Source organism: Streptomyces sp. G-G2 (assembly GCF_030063135.1).
Taxonomy (GTDB): Bacteria; Actinomycetota; Actinomycetes; order Streptomycetales; family Streptomycetaceae; genus Streptomyces.
Genome location: NZ_JASISO010000012.1, coordinates 32500 through 47096, shown reverse-complemented (window position 1 = coordinate 47096; position 14597 = coordinate 32500). Strand labels below are relative to the sequence as shown.

Annotated in this window: 14 protein-coding genes and 1 tRNA gene; 5 read left to right on the top strand and 10 right to left on the bottom strand. The window is 72.9% G+C overall.

Translation table 11 applies throughout. From position 1 onward, the window contains the following. Window positions 1-43: 43 nt before the first annotated feature. The 4 genes from mshC to QMF80_RS12295 all read right to left on the bottom strand — a co-directional run bounded on the left by mshC (window position 44) and on the right by QMF80_RS12295 (window position 3715). Entirely contained in the window at window positions 44-1273 is a 1230-nt protein-coding gene (gene mshC, locus QMF80_RS12310; protein ID WP_283452498.1) for a cysteine--1-D-myo-inosityl 2-amino-2-deoxy-alpha-D-glucopyranoside ligase, read from the bottom strand. Between the two features lie 121 nt (window positions 1274-1394). Continuing rightward, window positions 1395-2258 carry an SCO1664 family protein gene (locus QMF80_RS12305; RefSeq protein ID WP_283452652.1) on the bottom strand — a complete coding sequence of 288 codons (864 nt, stop codon included), beginning with the start codon at window positions 2256-2258 and terminating at the stop codon, window positions 1395-1397. A gap of 5 nt (window positions 2259-2263) precedes the next feature. Further along, window positions 2264-2854: a DUF3090 domain-containing protein gene (locus QMF80_RS12300; protein WP_283452497.1), complete on the bottom strand. Its 591-nt coding sequence runs from the start codon at window positions 2852-2854 to the stop codon at window positions 2264-2266. A gap of 138 nt (window positions 2855-2992) precedes the next feature. Beyond that, complete coding sequence (locus QMF80_RS12295; RefSeq protein WP_283452496.1) at window positions 2993-3715, bottom strand: histidine phosphatase family protein; 723 nt, start codon at window positions 3713-3715, stop codon at window positions 2993-2995. Between the two features lie 55 nt (window positions 3716-3770). Here QMF80_RS12295 and corA point away from each other — a divergent pair, with 55 nt between their 5' ends. Further along, window positions 3771-4763 (top strand): magnesium/cobalt transporter CorA, encoded by a 993-nt coding sequence (gene corA / locus QMF80_RS12290; protein ID WP_283452495.1) that lies wholly within the window; start codon window positions 3771-3773, stop codon window positions 4761-4763. Here the strand turns inward: corA and QMF80_RS12285 are convergent. Further along, window positions 4741-5574: a ferritin family protein gene (locus tag QMF80_RS12285; protein WP_283452494.1), complete on the bottom strand. Its 834-nt coding sequence runs from the start codon at window positions 5572-5574 to the stop codon at window positions 4741-4743. The genes corA and QMF80_RS12285 overlap by 23 nt on opposite strands. Window positions 5575-5914: 340 nt before the next feature. Then, window positions 5915-6964: an LLM class F420-dependent oxidoreductase gene (locus QMF80_RS12280; RefSeq protein WP_283452493.1), complete on the bottom strand. Its 1050-nt coding sequence runs from the start codon at window positions 6962-6964 to the stop codon at window positions 5915-5917. A gap of 129 nt (window positions 6965-7093) precedes the next feature. Here QMF80_RS12280 and QMF80_RS12275 point away from each other — a divergent pair, with 129 nt between their 5' ends. Continuing rightward, on the top strand, window positions 7094-8086 hold the full coding sequence (locus QMF80_RS12275; RefSeq protein WP_283452492.1) for an aldo/keto reductase: 993 nt from the start codon (window positions 7094-7096) through the stop codon (window positions 8084-8086). Further along, window positions 8083-10395, top strand: coding sequence for a helix-hairpin-helix domain-containing protein (locus tag QMF80_RS12270; protein WP_502962825.1), 2313 nt, complete (start codon window positions 8083-8085; stop codon window positions 10393-10395). The genes QMF80_RS12275 and QMF80_RS12270 overlap by 4 nt, the downstream gene beginning before the upstream one ends. A 58-nt stretch (window positions 10396-10453) precedes the next feature. On the opposite strand, the gene QMF80_RS12265 is transcribed toward QMF80_RS12270, so the two are convergent. Next, on the bottom strand, window positions 10454-11113 hold the full coding sequence (locus tag QMF80_RS12265) for a hypothetical protein (protein WP_283452491.1): 660 nt from the start codon (window positions 11111-11113) through the stop codon (window positions 10454-10456). A 47-nt stretch (window positions 11114-11160) separates the two neighbouring features. Between QMF80_RS12265 and QMF80_RS12260 the strand changes: the two genes are divergently transcribed. Beyond that, on the top strand, window positions 11161-11349 hold the full coding sequence (locus QMF80_RS12260; RefSeq protein ID WP_283452490.1) for a DUF5703 family protein: 189 nt from the start codon (window positions 11161-11163) through the stop codon (window positions 11347-11349). A gap of 63 nt (window positions 11350-11412) precedes the next feature. Here the strand turns inward: QMF80_RS12260 and QMF80_RS12255 are convergent, their stop codons facing one another. From QMF80_RS12255 to QMF80_RS12245, 3 genes are all read right to left on the bottom strand, one after another. Beyond that, on the bottom strand, window positions 11413-12066 hold the full coding sequence (locus QMF80_RS12255) for a chaplin (RefSeq protein ID WP_283452489.1): 654 nt from the start codon (window positions 12064-12066) through the stop codon (window positions 11413-11415). Between the two features lie 177 nt (window positions 12067-12243). Continuing rightward, complete coding sequence (gene chpH / locus QMF80_RS12250) at window positions 12244-12477, bottom strand: chaplin ChpH (protein WP_283452488.1); 234 nt, start codon at window positions 12475-12477, stop codon at window positions 12244-12246. A 136-nt stretch (window positions 12478-12613) separates the two neighbouring features. Next, on the bottom strand, window positions 12614-13939 hold the full coding sequence (locus QMF80_RS12245; RefSeq protein WP_283452487.1) for a M20/M25/M40 family metallo-hydrolase: 1326 nt from the start codon (window positions 13937-13939) through the stop codon (window positions 12614-12616). Between the two features lie 168 nt (window positions 13940-14107). On the opposite strand from QMF80_RS12245, the gene QMF80_RS12240 reads away from it, so the two are divergent. Next, window positions 14108-14195 (top strand) — tRNA-Leu (locus QMF80_RS12240). The last annotated feature ends 402 nt before the right edge of the window (window positions 14196-14597 follow it).

Sequence of the window (14597 nt, the reverse complement as noted above, 5' to 3'; positions counted from 1 at the left end):
CGGGAAGGGCGGGGGCCGCGGTCGTGAGGCCCGGGGGCCGGGGTCAGAGGGCTACGCCCAGCAGCGCGTCCACCGTGCGGGATACCAGGCCCGGGGCCGACTCGTCGGAGCCACCGGTGGCGATCTGCGCCTGCGCCCAGCGGTCGACGGCCGCCAACGCCGTCGGCGCGTCCAGGTCGTTGGCGAGCGCCTCCCGGACCTCCTCCACCAGCGCGTCGGCGGACAGCCCGTCCGGCCGGGACACGGCGGCACGCCACCGCTCCAGCCGGGCCACCGCGTCGGCGAGGACGCCGTCCGTCCACTCCCAGTCGGACCGGTAGTGGTGGGACAGCAGCGACAGCCGGATCGCCGCCGGGTCCACCCCGGACCGCCGCAGCGCCGATACGAAGACCAGGTTGCCCTTGGACTTCGACATCTTCTCGCCGTTCAGCCCGACCATGCCCGCGTGCACGTACGCCTTGGCCATCGGGAACTCGCCCGTCAGTGCCTGCGCGTGCGAGGCGCCCATCTCGTGGTGCGGGAAGGCGAGGTCGGACCCGCCGCCCTGGATGTCGAAGCCCATGCCCAGGTGGTCCAGGGCGATGGCGACGCACTCGATGTGCCAGCCGGGGCGGCCTTGCCCCAGCGAGGCGCCGTCCCAGCTCGGCTCGCCCGGGCGGGCGGCCATCCACAGCATCGGGTCGAGCGGGTTCTTCTTGCCCGGACGGTCCGGGTCGCCGCCGCGCTCGGCGGACAGCAGCCGCATCGCTTCGGCGTCGAGGTGCGAGACCCCGCCGAAGTGCGGGTCTGACTCGATCGAGAAGTAGGTGTCACCGTCGAGCTCGTACGCGGCGCCCGCGTCCCGGAGCCGCTCGACGAGCGGGACGATCCCGGGTATGGCCTCGACGGCGCCGATGTAGTGCTGCGGCGGGAGCATCCGCAGCGCGGTCATGTCCTCGCGGAACAGTGCGGTCTCGCGCTCGGCGAGTTCGGTCCAGTCGTGGCCGTCGCGCAGGGCCCGCTCCAGGAGCGGATCGTCCACGTCGGTCACGTTCTGGACGTAGTGCACCTGCCGCTTGGTGTCGAGCCACACGCGCTGTACGAGGTCGAACGCGTTGTAGGTCGCCGCGTGACCCATGTGGGTCGCGTCGTACGGGGTGATCCCGCAGACGTAGATACGGGCGACGGGACCGGGGGAAAGGGTGACCTTCCCCTGAGTCGAAGTGTCGTGGATCTGGAGGTCGCGGCCCTTGCCAGGCAGGGCGGGGACCTCAGAAGCGGGCCAGGCATGCATGCGTCGAGCCTAACCGGACGGGTGTTCATCAAACGAACCGGACCTGCGCTCTTGGCGTGATCGTCGCCCTTGCGATCCGCCCCGTTCTGTGCGTACGCCCGTACTCCCCCGGGGCCCGGTGTCAGACGGGCGGCCAGGGGATCGACGGCCACTCCCCGGACGGCCGGGGGTGCTCGCCGGAGCGCAGCAGGTCCGCCACCCGGCCCCGTACGGCGTCCAGCTCGACCGGTGTGATCAGTTCCGCCAGCCGGGTGGCGAGCGGCGCTCCCGCGGCCAGCAGCCCCGCCAGCCGGGTGAGGACCTCGCGGGCCTCGTCGGTCAGCGGCTCCCCCGCCCAGCCCCAGAGCAGGGTGCGCAGCTTGTCCTCGATGTGGAAGCTCACCCCGTGGTCGATGCCGTAGAGGCGGCCGTCCGGGGCGGGCAGCAGGTGGCCGCCCTTGCGGTCGCCATTGTTGATCACAGCGTCGAGGACGGCCATGCGGCGCAGCCGGGGGTCGTCGGCGTGCACGAGCAGGGCGGTGCGGCCCTCCCCGACCTCGGCCAGGGCGACGGCCTTCCAGCCCTCCCCCGCTTCCTCCCCGTCGACCAGGGCGAGCAGGCCGCCGTCGGGACCCTGGTCGTCGGCGGACTCGATCCAGTGCTGGACCATGCCCTCGCCGTAGGGCCCGTCGCGCAGCACGGTCGCCGGGATCAGGCCCCAGCCGGTGGCCTCGGAGACCAGGAACGCGGCGCGCTCGCGCTGGGCGAGGTTTCCGTCGGGGAAGTCCCACAGCGGCCGCTCGCCCTTCACGGGCTTGTAGACGCAGTCCACGCTCCGGCCGTCCCGGGTGACCGTGCACAGCAGTACGGCGTTGGAGGCCTCGCGGATCCGGCCCTGGACGGTCAGCTCACCCCGGGTGAGCACGTCGAGGAGACCCTCCGTGCGGTCGTCCCGCGTGCGGTCGTCGTCCCGTGTGCGGCTGTCCTCGCTGCGGCCGTCCTCCATCGCGCTCACGCCCCGCGCCGGTAGCCGTTCTGGCGCGGACAGACGTGCCCCTCGGGATCCAGTGGGAGGCTGCACAGCGGGCACGGCGGCCGCCCGGCGTTGACCACGTCCAGCGCCCGCTTGGCGAAGGCGCGGGCCTGCGCCCCGGACAGGCGCACCCGCAGCATCGGCGGGCCGTTCTCCTCGTCCTGGAGCAGCCGCTCCTCGGCGTCGGCGAGGTCCTCGTCCGACTCCGCCTCGAGTTCCACCAGCGCCTGCGCCTCGACGATCATGCGCTGTTCCTCGCCGTCCCAGGCCAGGGCCATGGTGCCGACACGGAACTCCTCGTCGACCGGGGCGTCGAGCGGCGCGGTGTCGGCGGCCTCGGCGGGGGCCACGGCGGGCACCGGGGCGTTGCCGCCGGTCCGCCGTACGACCTCGTCCAGCAGCTCGTCCATCCGCTCCGCGAGGGCCGCGACCTGGGTCTTCTCCAGGGAGACGCTGGTCACCCGGGGGCCCGAGGAAGCCTGGAGGAAGAAGGTGCGACGTCCGGGCAGGCCGACCGTACCGGCCACGAAGCGGTCCGGCGGGTCGTAGAGGAACACCTGACGGGGCACGTCCAGTCTCCAAGTCTCTGTGGCAGGGGGAAGTCCGCGCACGTGTGTCGTTCGCACGTGTGGCCGTGCTCTGGGCTGTGCTCTTTCAGTGGGCTGTGCTCTTTTATTTGGGCCAGTCCACCCTACTGCGCCGTTCGATCACGCGGTGCCCGCGCCGCCTCCCACGACGGCGTTCCCACCGTCTTCGGCGGCTTTGTCCGTGCCCGCCCCCGACTGATCGGCGGCCGGGCGGGGCGCGAGGCCCGCGAAGTCGCCCGTGTCGCCGAGCCGCAGCAGGAACGGCCGGGTCGGCGTGTAGCGGATCGCGGTGATCGAACAGGGGTCGACGTGGATGCGCTGGAAGAGGTCGAGGTGCATGCCGAGGGCGTCGGCGACGAGGGACTTGATGATGTCGCCGTGCGAGCACATCAGGTAGGCGGCGTCGGAGCCGTGCTCCTCGTCGACGCGCGCGTTCCAGTCGCGTACGGCCTCCACGGCGCGCGCCTGCATGGCCCGCATGGACTCCCCGCCGGGGAACGCGGCGGCCGACGGGTGCTGCTGGACGATCCGCATCAGGGGTTCTTCGGAGAGTTCGGAGAGTTTGCGGCCGGACCAGTCGCCGTAGTGGCACTCCCCGATCCGCTCGTCGGGGTGCAGCGGCAGCTCCGGCCGGGCCGCGAGCAAGGGCGCCAGGGTCTGGCGGCAGCGCTCCAGCGGGCTGGTGACGGCGGCGACGAGGGGCAGGCCCGCGAGGCGGCCGGGCAGCGCGGCGGCCTGTTCGGCGCCCCGCTCGTCCAGTTCGACCCCGGGGGTCCATCCGGCGAGCAGCCCTGCGGTGTTGGCGGTGGACCGCCCGTGTCGTACGAGGATCAGCGTGGCCATGCGGACAGGGTAAGCGGTCGGGCCCGGTGTGCGGCGGGGGCCCGGGCAGGGAAGAATGCCCCGGGTGATTGTCGACTGTGCGATTTACCGGGACGGCCGCCGTACCGAAGGACCCGATGACTTCTCGGATGCCCTGGCCGAGGCCCGGGCTTCGGGGGACGCCTTCTTGTGGGTGGGCATTCACGAGCCGTCGGAGCAGGAATTCGAGCACGTCAGCCGGGAGTTCGGGCTGCACGCGCTCGCCGTGGAGGACGCGCTCACCGCGCACCAGCGGCCGAAACTGGAGGTGTACGACGATTCGCTGTTCGTCGTGCTCAAGCCGGTGCTGTACGACGACGCCAACGACTCGGTGACCACGGGCGAGCTGATGGTGTTCGTCGGCGACTCGTTCGTGGTGACGGTGCGGCACGGCGAGGGGGCCGCGCTGGCCGCCGTACGCCACCGGCTGGAGCAGGAGCCGGACGTGCTCAAGCACGGGCCCACGGCGGTGCTGTACGCGGTGGCGGACGCCGTGGTGGACCACTACATCGACGTGGCGGCGGAACTCCAGGCGGACCTGGAGGAGCTGGAGGCGGAGGTGTTCGCGCCGGTTCCCTCGGACGCGAAGAACACCGCCGCCCGGATCTACGGGTTCAAGCGCCAGGTGCTGGAGTTCCGCCGGGCCACCAGTCCGCTGCTCCAGCCGATGGACCGGCTGGCCTCGGGGAACGTGCCCTTCGTCCACGACCACTCGCGGCCCTTCTTCCGGGACGTCTCCGACCACCTGACGAAGGCCAACGAGTACATCGAGGGACTGGACCGGCTGCTGTCGGACGCCCTCGCCGCGCACCTGGCGCAAATGGGCGTGCGGCAGAACGACGACATGCGGAAGATCTCCGCGTGGGCGGCCATGGCGGCCGTACCCACGATGGTCGCGGGGATCTACGGCATGAACTTCGAGCACATGCCGGAGCTGGGCCAGTGGTGGGGCTATCCGGGGGTGCTGGTCCTGATGGCCCTCGTGTGCGTGGGGCTGCACCGGCTGTTCAAGCGACGGGGCTGGCTGTAGCGACCGGCACTCCCGGACGGGTCCGGCCGGGGCCGCCGTGGTCCGTGGCCCCCGCGGCGAGGGCGTCGCGGCGCTCCGGCATCCGCAAGTCGGCCATGCGGTGCCAGCCCGCGAAGCGCTCGTACGCGTACACGGAGCGGATTCCGGCGGTGAGCGCGGCCGACTTGGGGGCGGGCCAGCGCAGCATCCTGCCCAGGTGGGCCGTCACGGCGAGGCTGACGTCCCGGTGGACGGCGATCTCGGCCAGCGCGCTCTGCCGCAGCACCCGCTGGATGGTGCGGCCGTGGCCCGCGCGGGCGAGGCGCAGCAGTTCCTCGTGGCAGTAGGCGAGGTGGTCGTCCTCGTCGGCGCTGATCACGCGGACGGCCTTGCCGACCCCGGGGTGGTCCCCGAAGTACCGTACGAGCAGACGCATCTGGTCGGCGGCGCGCTGTTCGGTGACCCGGCTGTGGGCGAGGTGGACGACGATATCCCGCTCGGTCAGCGGTTCGGCCCGGCGCAGTTTCTCGTGGGCGAGGCCGATGCCGAGCCGTTCCAGTTTCATCGTGTAGTCGGTGTCGGCCGGGACGGTGACGGGTGACAGGCCGCGGTGGCGCAGCAGGGCGTGGAAGATCCGTCCGTGCTTCTCCTCGTCGGCGCTGTGCCGGACGATCCTGGGCGCGAGGTCCTTCATGGTGTCGGGCACCAGGGCGGCGATCCGGGCGTTCTCCCAGCCGCCCTGGGACTCCCCGCTCGCGGCGACGGAGCAGAACAGCTGGAAGGACTCGTCGTGGTCGAGGATCTCCCGGAACAGGCTGCGGGCAGAGAGCATGGGGCGGGCACCTCCGGCGGGATCGGGACCTCACTCAAGTCCCGATCCCGCGGGCGGGCAACCGCAGGCGGTCCATCCGGAGCCCCGCCGCCCGAAGGGGTGGGATCCGGGGCGTAACCCGGAGGGCCCCCGGCGCGTTGTTCGCGGTGACGGCCGTGGCGGGGAAGACCCCCGAGCCCCCACCACGGCCGCAGGCTTGCCCGGACGGGCCGCCGGACAGGCCCTAGGAGTGTCCTGAAGATCTTGGAAACGCGCCCGGCTTGCACCAGGTTGCCCCGATCGACATTTACCGGTGAATCGGGGTGACTCGGGCGCCCCGAGCAAGATCTTCAGCAGTCTCCTAGGCCAGTCCGGCCCGTTCCAGGGCTTCGGTGCCGGTGCGCAGGGCGGTGATCCGCTCCTCCAGGGTGAATCCGGCGGGGGCGAGCGTCAGCGTGGTGACCCCGGCCTCGGCGTAGGCCGTCATCTTGTCGGCGATCCGCTCCACCGAGCCGAGCAGCGTGGTGGAGTCGATCAGCGAGTGCGGGATCGCGGCGGCCGCGCCCGTCTTGTCGCCCTCCAGGTACTTGTCCTGGATCTCGGCGGCTTCCTTCTCGTAGCCCATGCGCTGGGCGAGCTGGTTGTAGAAGTTCTGCTTCCGGCTGCCCATGCCGCCGACGTACAGGGCGGTGTAGGGGCGGAACGTGTCGGCGAGCGCGTTCACGTCGTCGCCCACGGCGAGCGGGACGGTCGGGCAGACGTCGAAGCCCTCCATCGTCAGCCCGGCCTTCTCGCGGCCCGCCCGGATGTGGGTGAGGGCGGTGGCCTCCAGGTGCTCTGCGGCCGGGAAGATCAGCAGCGCGCCGTCGGCGATCTCGCCGGTCTGCTCCAGGTTCTTGGGCCCGATGGCGGCGATGTAGAGCGGGATGTGCTCGCGCGTGGGGTGCACGGTGAGCTTGAGGGGCTTGCCGGGGCCGCCGGGCAGCGGCAGGGTCCAGTGCTCGCCGTCGTGCGAGAGGCGCTCGCGGCTCATGGCCTTGCGGACGATCTCGACGTACTCGCGGGTGCGGGCCAGCGGCTTGTCGAACTTGACGCCGTACCAGCCCTCGGAGACCTGCGGACCGGAGACGCCGAGGCCGAGGCGGAAGCGGCCGCCGGAGAGGGAGTCCAGGGTGGCCGCGGTCATCGCGGTCATCGCGGGCTGGCGGGCCGGGATCTGGAGGATCGCGGAGCCGATGTCGATGCGTTCGGTCTGCGCGGCGACCCAGGCGAGGACGGTCGGGGCATCCGAGCCGTAGGCCTCGGCGGCCCAGCACACGTCGTAACCGAGGCGGTCGGCCTCCTGGGCGACCGCCAGGTTGTCGGCGTCCATGCCGGCGCCCCAGTAGCCGAGATTGATGCCGAGCCGCATGTCGTCCCCTTTGAGCCGTAAGCCGGTACACGTGTGTACTGATGAGTAACGTCGCTGTTCCCGGGGACTCTAGCGCGCCGGGACACCATCCGTCAGTGCCCCGTGGGTACCGCAGTACGCTCAGCGCTCATGGAGCACAGGCATCTCGGCCGCACCGGCTTGCGCGTGTCCCGGATCGGCCTCGGCACCCTCACCTGGGGCCGGTCCGCGGGGGGACAGGGCGAGGAAGCCGCCGCCGAACAGCTGAAGGCCTTCTGGGAGGCGGGCGGCACGCTCGTCGACACGGCCGATGTGTACGGGGACGGTGAGGCGGAGTACCTGCTGGGGCGGCTGCTGGACGGGCTGGTGCCGCGCCGGGACCTGGTGATCGCCACCAAGGCGGGCGGGGTCCCCGACCCGGAGCGGCGCGCGGACTGCTCGCGCGGGCACCTGCTGGCGGCGCTGGACGACTCCCTGGCCCGCCTCGGCACGGACCACGTCGACCTCTGGCAGGTCCACGCCTTCGACGCGGGGACCCCGCTGGAGGAGACCCTGCACGCGCTGGACCTCGCGGTCGGCAGCGGGCGGGCCCGGTACGTGGGGGTGACCGGCTTCTCCGGCTGGCAGCTGGCCAAGGCGGCGACGTGGCAGCTGGCGGCGCCGGGCCCGCGCAACCGGCTGGCGTCCACCCAGATGGAGTACTCCCTGCTCCAGCGGGGCGTGGAGCGCGAGGTGCTGCCCGCCGCGCTGGACCTGGGCGTCGGGCTGCTGCCGTCGTCCCCGCTGGGGCGCGGGGTCCTCACCGGGAAATACCGCGAGGGCGTGCCGGCGGACTCCCGTGGAGCCTCGGAATCCCTGGCGGCGTTCGTGGAGCCCTACCTGGACGAGACGGCGAGCCGGATCGTGGACGCGGTCGCGACGGCGGCCCGCGGGCTGGCCGTGACCCCGCTCCAGGTGGCCCTCGCGTGGATCCGCGACCGCCCGGGGGTCGTCGCGCCGATCGTCGGGGCCCGTACGTCGGCCCAGCTCGGCGCGGCCCTGTCGGTGGAGGCCCTTAGTCTTCCCGAGGAGATCTGCCGCGCGCTGGACGACGTCTCGGCGCCCGTGCACCGCTACCCCGATCAGGACTGGAGCACGCTGTGAGTACGGACCGCACGGACCCGCCGCCCCCGGAGGCCGACGCCTCCGGCCCGGACGCCCCGGCCGAAGCCGCCGCGCCCGACCCCGGCACCCCGGGCGACACCCCCGCCACCGCGCCCGGCTCCCCGCCCGACGGGCCGCCCGACGGCGCGGGTGACGGCGCGGCTGACGCCTCGGACGCCGGTCCGGACTCTGCCGACGCCCCGGGCGACGGTCCGGGCGACGGTCCGGGCGACGGTGAGGCGGGCGCCTCGGACGGTGGTCCGGGCGACGACGCGGCCGAGGCCGACGATGGCGGCGGCGCGGAGGTGCCCGCGCAGGCCGGGGAGGCGGCGCCCGCCGTCAGCGAGGCGGCGGCCGAGCTGGCCGCGCAGAAGGTCGAGCGGGAGCGGATCGCCCGGCGCAAGGCGGAGCGGTCTGCTCCGGTCGAAGCGGGGGCCAAGCTCAGCGGCGCGGCGGCGGACCTGATGGCCGCCGTACGGGCCGTGGAGGGCGGGGAGAAGCCGCCGTCCCGCTACTTCGACGACGCCCCGGCAGCGCCCCGCCGGACTCCGGATCCGGCGCCCGTCCCCGTGGACCGGCCCCGCGCCGCACCGCGTCCCGTGGCGCCCGCCGAGGCCGTCGAAGCGGTACGGGCCCTGCTCGCCCGTACCGGCGGCCCCGAGGCCATCGCCGCCCAGGCCGCCGAGGCCCTCGGCGAGGACGCCGCCGGGCGGCTCACCGAGGACCCCTGGCAGCTGCTGGCCGTCCCCGGGGTCCGCCCCACCCAGGCCGACGGGTTCGCCCGCGCCCTGCTCGGCGCGGACTGCGGTCCCGGGGACGAGCGCCGGACGGCAGCCCTGGTGGCCTGGCTGCTGGCCCAGGCGGCCCTGAAGGGGCACACCGCGCTGGAGGCGGCCGTACTGTCCGCCGCCCTCGGCCAGTACGCCGTGCCCGACCCGGCCGAGGCCCTGGAGCAGGCCATCGGCGAAGGCACCGTCCTCGTCTTCCAGGAACCCGTCGGCGAGCCCGTGGCCGAGGGCGAGGAGCAGCCGGTCAAGGTCCTGGTGGGCCTGGAGGGCTGCGCCCTGGCCGAGGAGAGCCTCGCCGACGGCCTGGCCCGACTGGTCAACACCTTCGGCGCGGCCGCCGACCCGCAGGCGTGGGCGAAGGCCGCCCCGGGACCCGGCGCCGCCGAGCTGATCCGCGCCGTCGCGGGCCACGGCCTGGTCACCCACACCGGCGGCGAGGCGGCCCGCGCCGAGCCGCTGGCCCTGCTGGCCACCGCCCGCGCGCTCGGCCTGCGCGCCTGGCTGGCCACGCACGCGCCCGCCGCCCGGGACCTCGCGGGTGAGGGCGCCGCGACCGTCACGGGGCTGCTGGCCGGGACCGAGGGCCCCGGCCGGGACGGGGACGGCCAGCTCGCCCTGGACCTCCTGGTCGTCGCCGACGCCCCGCAGCTCGATGTGGAGAGCGCCGCCGCGCTCGTCGAATCCGTCCCCGACGGGGCCCGGCTGGTGCTGTCCGGTGACCCCGGGGTGCTCGGATCGGCGGGCGCGGGGCGGGTGTTCGCGGACGTACTGGCGGCCCGCGCCTGCCCGCAGATCGCCTCCCGCGTGCCCGATCCCGGCCCGCTCGGCGAGCTGGTCTCCGGGGTCGGCGCCGGTGAGCTGCTCGCGGTCGAGGCCCCGGGCAAGGAGGTCGTCATCGTCCCGGTGCGCGACGCCGGGGAGGCCGTGCACCGCACGGTGCAGCTGGTGGCCGAGTCCGTACCGCGCGCCTTCGGGATCCCGGCGGACGGGGTCCAGGTCATCACCCCGGGCCACGGCGGCTCGGCGGGTACCCGGGCGCTGAACACCGCGCTCAAGGAGCGGCTGAACCCCGGCCCCGGCCGGTTCGGCGGCTTCGACCCCGGCGACCGGGTCGTGTACGTGCCCTCGCCGGGCCGCGCGCTGCCGGGCCGGGTGGTCACCGCCGACGCCCAGGGGCTCCACCTGGACTGCCCCGGCGCGGGCGGCCCGGTCGTCGTGCCGAAGGAGCGGGTGGAGCAGCTGGTGCGGCACGGCTGGGCGGTCACGGCCCACCAGGCCGTCGGCTCCCGCTGGCCGGGCGTGGTCGTCGTCCTGCCCGGTGACGCGGCCGACGCGCTCTCCCGGGACTGGGTGTACACGGCCTTCGGCCGGGCCGAGCGCCACCTGTCCGTGGTGCACGGCGTGGACCAGGCGCTGCCGCGCGCGGTGGCGGAGGTCGCGGCGAAGCCGCGTACGACGCGGCTGACGGGCCTCCTGCGGGCCCTGACGGCCGCCGCCGCGGCCGGGGACCTGGCGGAGTGAGCGAGGGGCCCCGGTCCCCCGCGCCGTGGACCGGCGCGGGGGAACGGGGCCCGCGGACTCAGTGCTCGGCCTCCAGGGCGGCCGGTTCGAGGTCCGTGTGCTCGGCGTCGTCCTCGTCGAACTCGTCGTCGAAGACGGAGCTGACGTCGAAGCGGTGGAGCACGGACTGCGGATCGGCGTGGTCGAACGGCGAGTTGAGCCACTCCCCCGGTTCGGCGGCTTCCTCGGAGGCCGCGAGCCAGAGGGTCGAGTCGCCCTCCTCCAGGCCGAACTCCTTGTAGCGGGAGGCGATCTCGTCCGGCTCGTACTCACCGAACAGGACGCCGAGCGCGCCCCCCGTGCCGCCGTCGTGGACGCGTTCGGCGTCCCGGTCGTGCGCGGCGACCCGCCCGGCCTGGGCGATCAGCCGGTGCGGTTCGGCCACCACGTAGTCGCGGCGGATCAGCACGCTGAAGGCGGTGGGGTCGGCGGGGCCGGTGTACGGGACCCCGTCCTCGGTGGCGGGGATCTCGAAGGGTGTGACCTCGTCGTAGCGGTCGTAAAGGAGTTCGTCGTACTCCTCGGCGGCGGTGGCGAGTTCGTTGAACGCGGCGTAGACGGCCGGATCATCGTCTCCGGACCTGCCCTCGACCGCCGCGAGGTGACGGTCCAGCGCGGTCTTGACGGCCTCGGCGGCGGCGCGTACCTCGGCAACAGTGGGCAGAGCGGCATCAGACATAGAGCAGACGCTATCCGTAGCGGGGCTCCGTCTGCACAATAGATGCGATGCCGGAATACGAATTTGTCGACGTGTACGTGCCCCGGGGTGTGCCACGCAAGGAGGCGACCCGGCTGCTGACCGACCATGCCGAGTACGGGAACTGGGAACTTGACCGGCTCACACTGCACCGGGACGGAAGTCGCCGGGTGCGGTTGCGGCGCCGGATCATCCGACAGATACGCGCGACGTGGTGACGCGGGCCCCGGAAACGGGACCCGCGTCGTGAACCGGCCGCCGGACCGGTCGTCGAGCCGTCGTCAGGCGGCGTTGCGGGCGCGCCGGTAGAGCAGGGCGCCCGCCAGCAGCATCCCGCCCGCGAGCGGTACGGCCGCCCCGGCGAAGCCGTCGGAACCGGTGGCGGCCAGCTCCCCACCGGTTCCGCTCCCGCTCGGGGTTCCCGGGTAGCCGACCGGGGTCCCGGTGCCCGTACCGGGGGTGCCCGGCGTACCGGGGTTCCCGCCGGGCGTAGCGGAGTTGCCGCCCGGGGTACCGGAGTTGCCGCCGTGCCCGCCCGGGGTTCCGGGGTTCCCGCCGTGATCGCCGCCGTGGCCGCCCGGAGTACCCGGGTTCCCGCCGTGGCCGCCGTCGGAGTCGCGCGGCTCGTCCGGGTGGGTCTGGCCCTGGTGGCCGCTCGGGTGGCCCGAGGTGTTCCCGCAGTGGTTGCCGAAGGCGGGGTTCAGCGCCCCCACCACCGTCACGGTGTTCCCGCAGAGGTTCGCCGGGGCGTCCACGGGAGCCTGCAGGGCGTTCCCGGACAGCAGTCCCGGTGAGTCCGCAGCGTGCCCGGAGGCGCCCGCACCCGCACCGGCGTCGGCGTGGGCGTAGCCACCGCCCAGGGCGAGCATCCCGCCCGCCGCCGCCATGGTGATCAGCGTCTTCCTGCCGGTCTGCTGCCGTCGGATGTGTCGCATGTGTCCGTGTCCCCTACCCTGATCCGCGCGCGGATCTGTACGTTCGTTTCGAATCGACGTACTGGCCGTACGGGCTTCCCCGCCTCGTACGCCGAAGAAAGCAGTCCGGAAAACAGTCCGGAAAGACCTACGGCCCCGGAGCGCTGGGACGCGCTCCGGGGCCGGGACTTCAGAGCGTCAGCTGTTGACGCAGGTGTTGCCGAAAGCCGGGTTCAGCAGACCGATCACGGAGATCGTGTTGCCGCACACGTTCACGGGAACGTGGACGGGAACCTGGATGACGTTGCCCGAGGCAACACCGGGGGAACCGATGGCCGCACCCTGGGCACCGGCGTCGGCGACAGCCAGACCCGCACCAGCGAGTACGAGGCCACCAGTGGCAGCCGCAGCGGCGACAACCTTCTTGATCATTGTTCCTCCTAGTAGGCAATGCGGTACCAGCCGCGGACCGCACCACCTGTAACGAGGAGTTCCCACCGGGGCTACGAGCGTATGAGCGCATTCACTCTTCTCAGTGGAATCCGCACACGTTTCCGATTCCCGGGCGTCAGGACTCGTCGATGAACCGGTCGAGGACCCGCACGCCGAACTTCAGCCCCTCCAGCGGCACCCGCTCGTCCACCCCGTGGAACATTCCGGCGAAGTCCAGCTCCGGCGGCAGCTGGAGCGGCGCGAAGCCGAAGCAGCGGATCCCGAGGTCGTCGAAGGACTTGGCGTCCGTACCGCCGGAGAGCATGTACGGCACCGCGCGCGCGATCGGGTCGTGGGCCTTCAGCGCCGTCTGCATGGCGTCCACGAGCCGGCCGTCGAAGGACGTCTCCAGGGCCTTGTCCCCGTGCACGTCCTCCCGCTGGACGCGCGGGCCGAGGATCCGGTCGAGGTCGGCGAAGAACTCGTCCTCGTAACCGGGCAGGAAGCGCCCGTCGACGTGCGCGGTGGCCTGGCCGGGGATGACGTTGACCTTGTAGCCCGCGCCGAGCATGGTCGGGGCGGCCGAGTTGCGCAGGGTGGCGCCGACCATCTTGGCGATGCCGCCGAGCTTGGCGAGCGTCGCGTCCATGTCGTCGGGGTCCAGCGGGGTGCCGAGGGCGTCCGACAGCTCGTCCAGGAAGGACCGTACGGTCTTGGTGACCCTCACCGGCCACGTGTGGCGGCCGAGGCGGCCCACGGCCTCGCACAGCTCCGTGATGGCGTTGTCGTTGTTGGTCATCGAACCGTGGCCCGCGGTGCCGTCCACGGTGAGGCGCATCCAGTGCATGCCCTTCTGGGCGGTCTCCACCAGGTACAGCCGCAGGTTCTCGTTGACGGTGAACGAGAAGCCGCCGACCTCGCCGATCGCCTCGGTGACCCCCTCGAAGAGCCCGGGGTGCTTGTCGACGAGGTGACGCGCGCCGTAGATGCCGCCCGCCTCCTCGTCCGCGAGGAAGGCGAGCACGATGTCCCGGGGAGGCTTGCGGCCGCTGCGCATCCGGTCGCGCACGACCGCCAGGGTCATCGCGTCCATGTCCTTCATGTCGACCGCCCCGCGGCCCCACAGGCAGCCGTCGGCGATCTCGCCCGCGAAGGGGTCGTACGTCCAGTCCGCGGCGTTGGCCGGGACGACGTCGGTGTGGCCGTGGATCAGCAGGGCGGGCCGCGAGCGGTCCTCGCCCTCGATCCGGGCCACGGTGGAGGCCCGGCCCTTGTGCGACTCGAAGATCTGCGGCTCGAGTCCCACCTCGGCGAGCTGCTCGGCGACCCACTCGGCCGCCTTGCGCTCACCGGGACCGGAGTGGTCGCCGTAGTTGCTGGTGTCGATCCGGATGAGGTCCCGGCAGAGGTCGACGACCTCGTCCTCGCCGGAGACGGTCCTGCCCGCGCTCGACTCGCTCACGCTGCTTCCTCCCACTGATCAGTACCGAACTGCCCCCATCCTCCCGCTCCGGACGGCTCCGCCCAAGGGCGATCCCCGGTCACCGGGGGGTGTGATCGGGCACCCCGGAATGTTTGGTAATGTTTTCCACGTCGGAACGGCCCGCGAGGGACGCGAGACAGACACCTTGTCCGGGTGGCGGAATGGCAGACGCGCTAGCTTGAGGTGCTAGTGCCCTTTATCGGGCGTGGGGGTTCAAGTCCCCCCTCGGACACCAGCTGAGACCCCACTTCACGTGGGGTTTTCTGCTTTTCTGGGCTGTGGCGTGACCAACTACGTGACCAACGGCCCAGAGATTCCCCAGGTCAGACCAGGGATGACAGGCCGAGTCGGCCCGCTCCGGAGTCGGCGAGCTTCCGCGCTCCGTCCTTACGTGAGTGCCCGCACCGGGCCATCGTGTAGCCCGGCGAGTGGTGCCGGACGTTTGCTGAGACCTCTACGGGGTTCTCCCCGGCCTCCAGGTCGTTCGTGACCTTGCTGTGCCTCCAGTCATGGATTCGGAAGTCCTCCGGCAGGTGCAGGCGCGTCCGGAGGGTGCGCCACCGTGCCGAGACCTTCTCGGGGTCCTGGGCCCACCTGCCTCCCCTCGGTAGAGCTTGAAGCCGTCCCGGGCGAACAC

What these genes read in the sequence shown, in the direction of transcription:
- mshC (WP_283452498.1), bottom strand. Translation starts at nt 1,273, where the DNA reads ATGCATGCCTGGCCCGCTTCTGAGGTCCCCGCCCTGCCTGGCAAGGGC.
- QMF80_RS12305 (WP_283452652.1), bottom strand. Translation starts at nt 2,258, where the DNA reads ATGGAGGACGGCCGCAGCGAGGACAGCCGCACACGGGACGACGACCGC.
- QMF80_RS12295 (WP_283452496.1), bottom strand. Translation starts at nt 3,715, where the DNA reads ATGGCCACGCTGATCCTCGTACGACACGGGCGGTCCACCGCCAACACC.
- corA (WP_283452495.1), top strand. Translation starts at nt 3,771, where the DNA reads ATGCCCCGGGTGATTGTCGACTGTGCGATTTACCGGGACGGCCGCCGT.
- QMF80_RS12285 (WP_283452494.1), bottom strand. Translation starts at nt 5,574, where the DNA reads ATGCTCTCTGCCCGCAGCCTGTTCCGGGAGATCCTCGACCACGACGAG.
- QMF80_RS12280 (WP_283452493.1), bottom strand. Translation starts at nt 6,964, where the DNA reads ATGCGGCTCGGCATCAATCTCGGCTACTGGGGCGCCGGCATGGACGCC.
- QMF80_RS12275 (WP_283452492.1), top strand. Translation starts at nt 7,094, where the DNA reads ATGGAGCACAGGCATCTCGGCCGCACCGGCTTGCGCGTGTCCCGGATC.
- QMF80_RS12265 (WP_283452491.1), bottom strand. Translation starts at nt 11,113, where the DNA reads ATGTCTGATGCCGCTCTGCCCACTGTTGCCGAGGTACGCGCCGCCGCC.
- QMF80_RS12260 (WP_283452490.1), top strand. Translation starts at nt 11,161, where the DNA reads ATGCCGGAATACGAATTTGTCGACGTGTACGTGCCCCGGGGTGTGCCA.
- QMF80_RS12255 (WP_283452489.1), bottom strand. Translation starts at nt 12,066, where the DNA reads ATGCGACACATCCGACGGCAGCAGACCGGCAGGAAGACGCTGATCACC.
- chpH (WP_283452488.1), bottom strand. Translation starts at nt 12,477, where the DNA reads ATGATCAAGAAGGTTGTCGCCGCTGCGGCTGCCACTGGTGGCCTCGTA.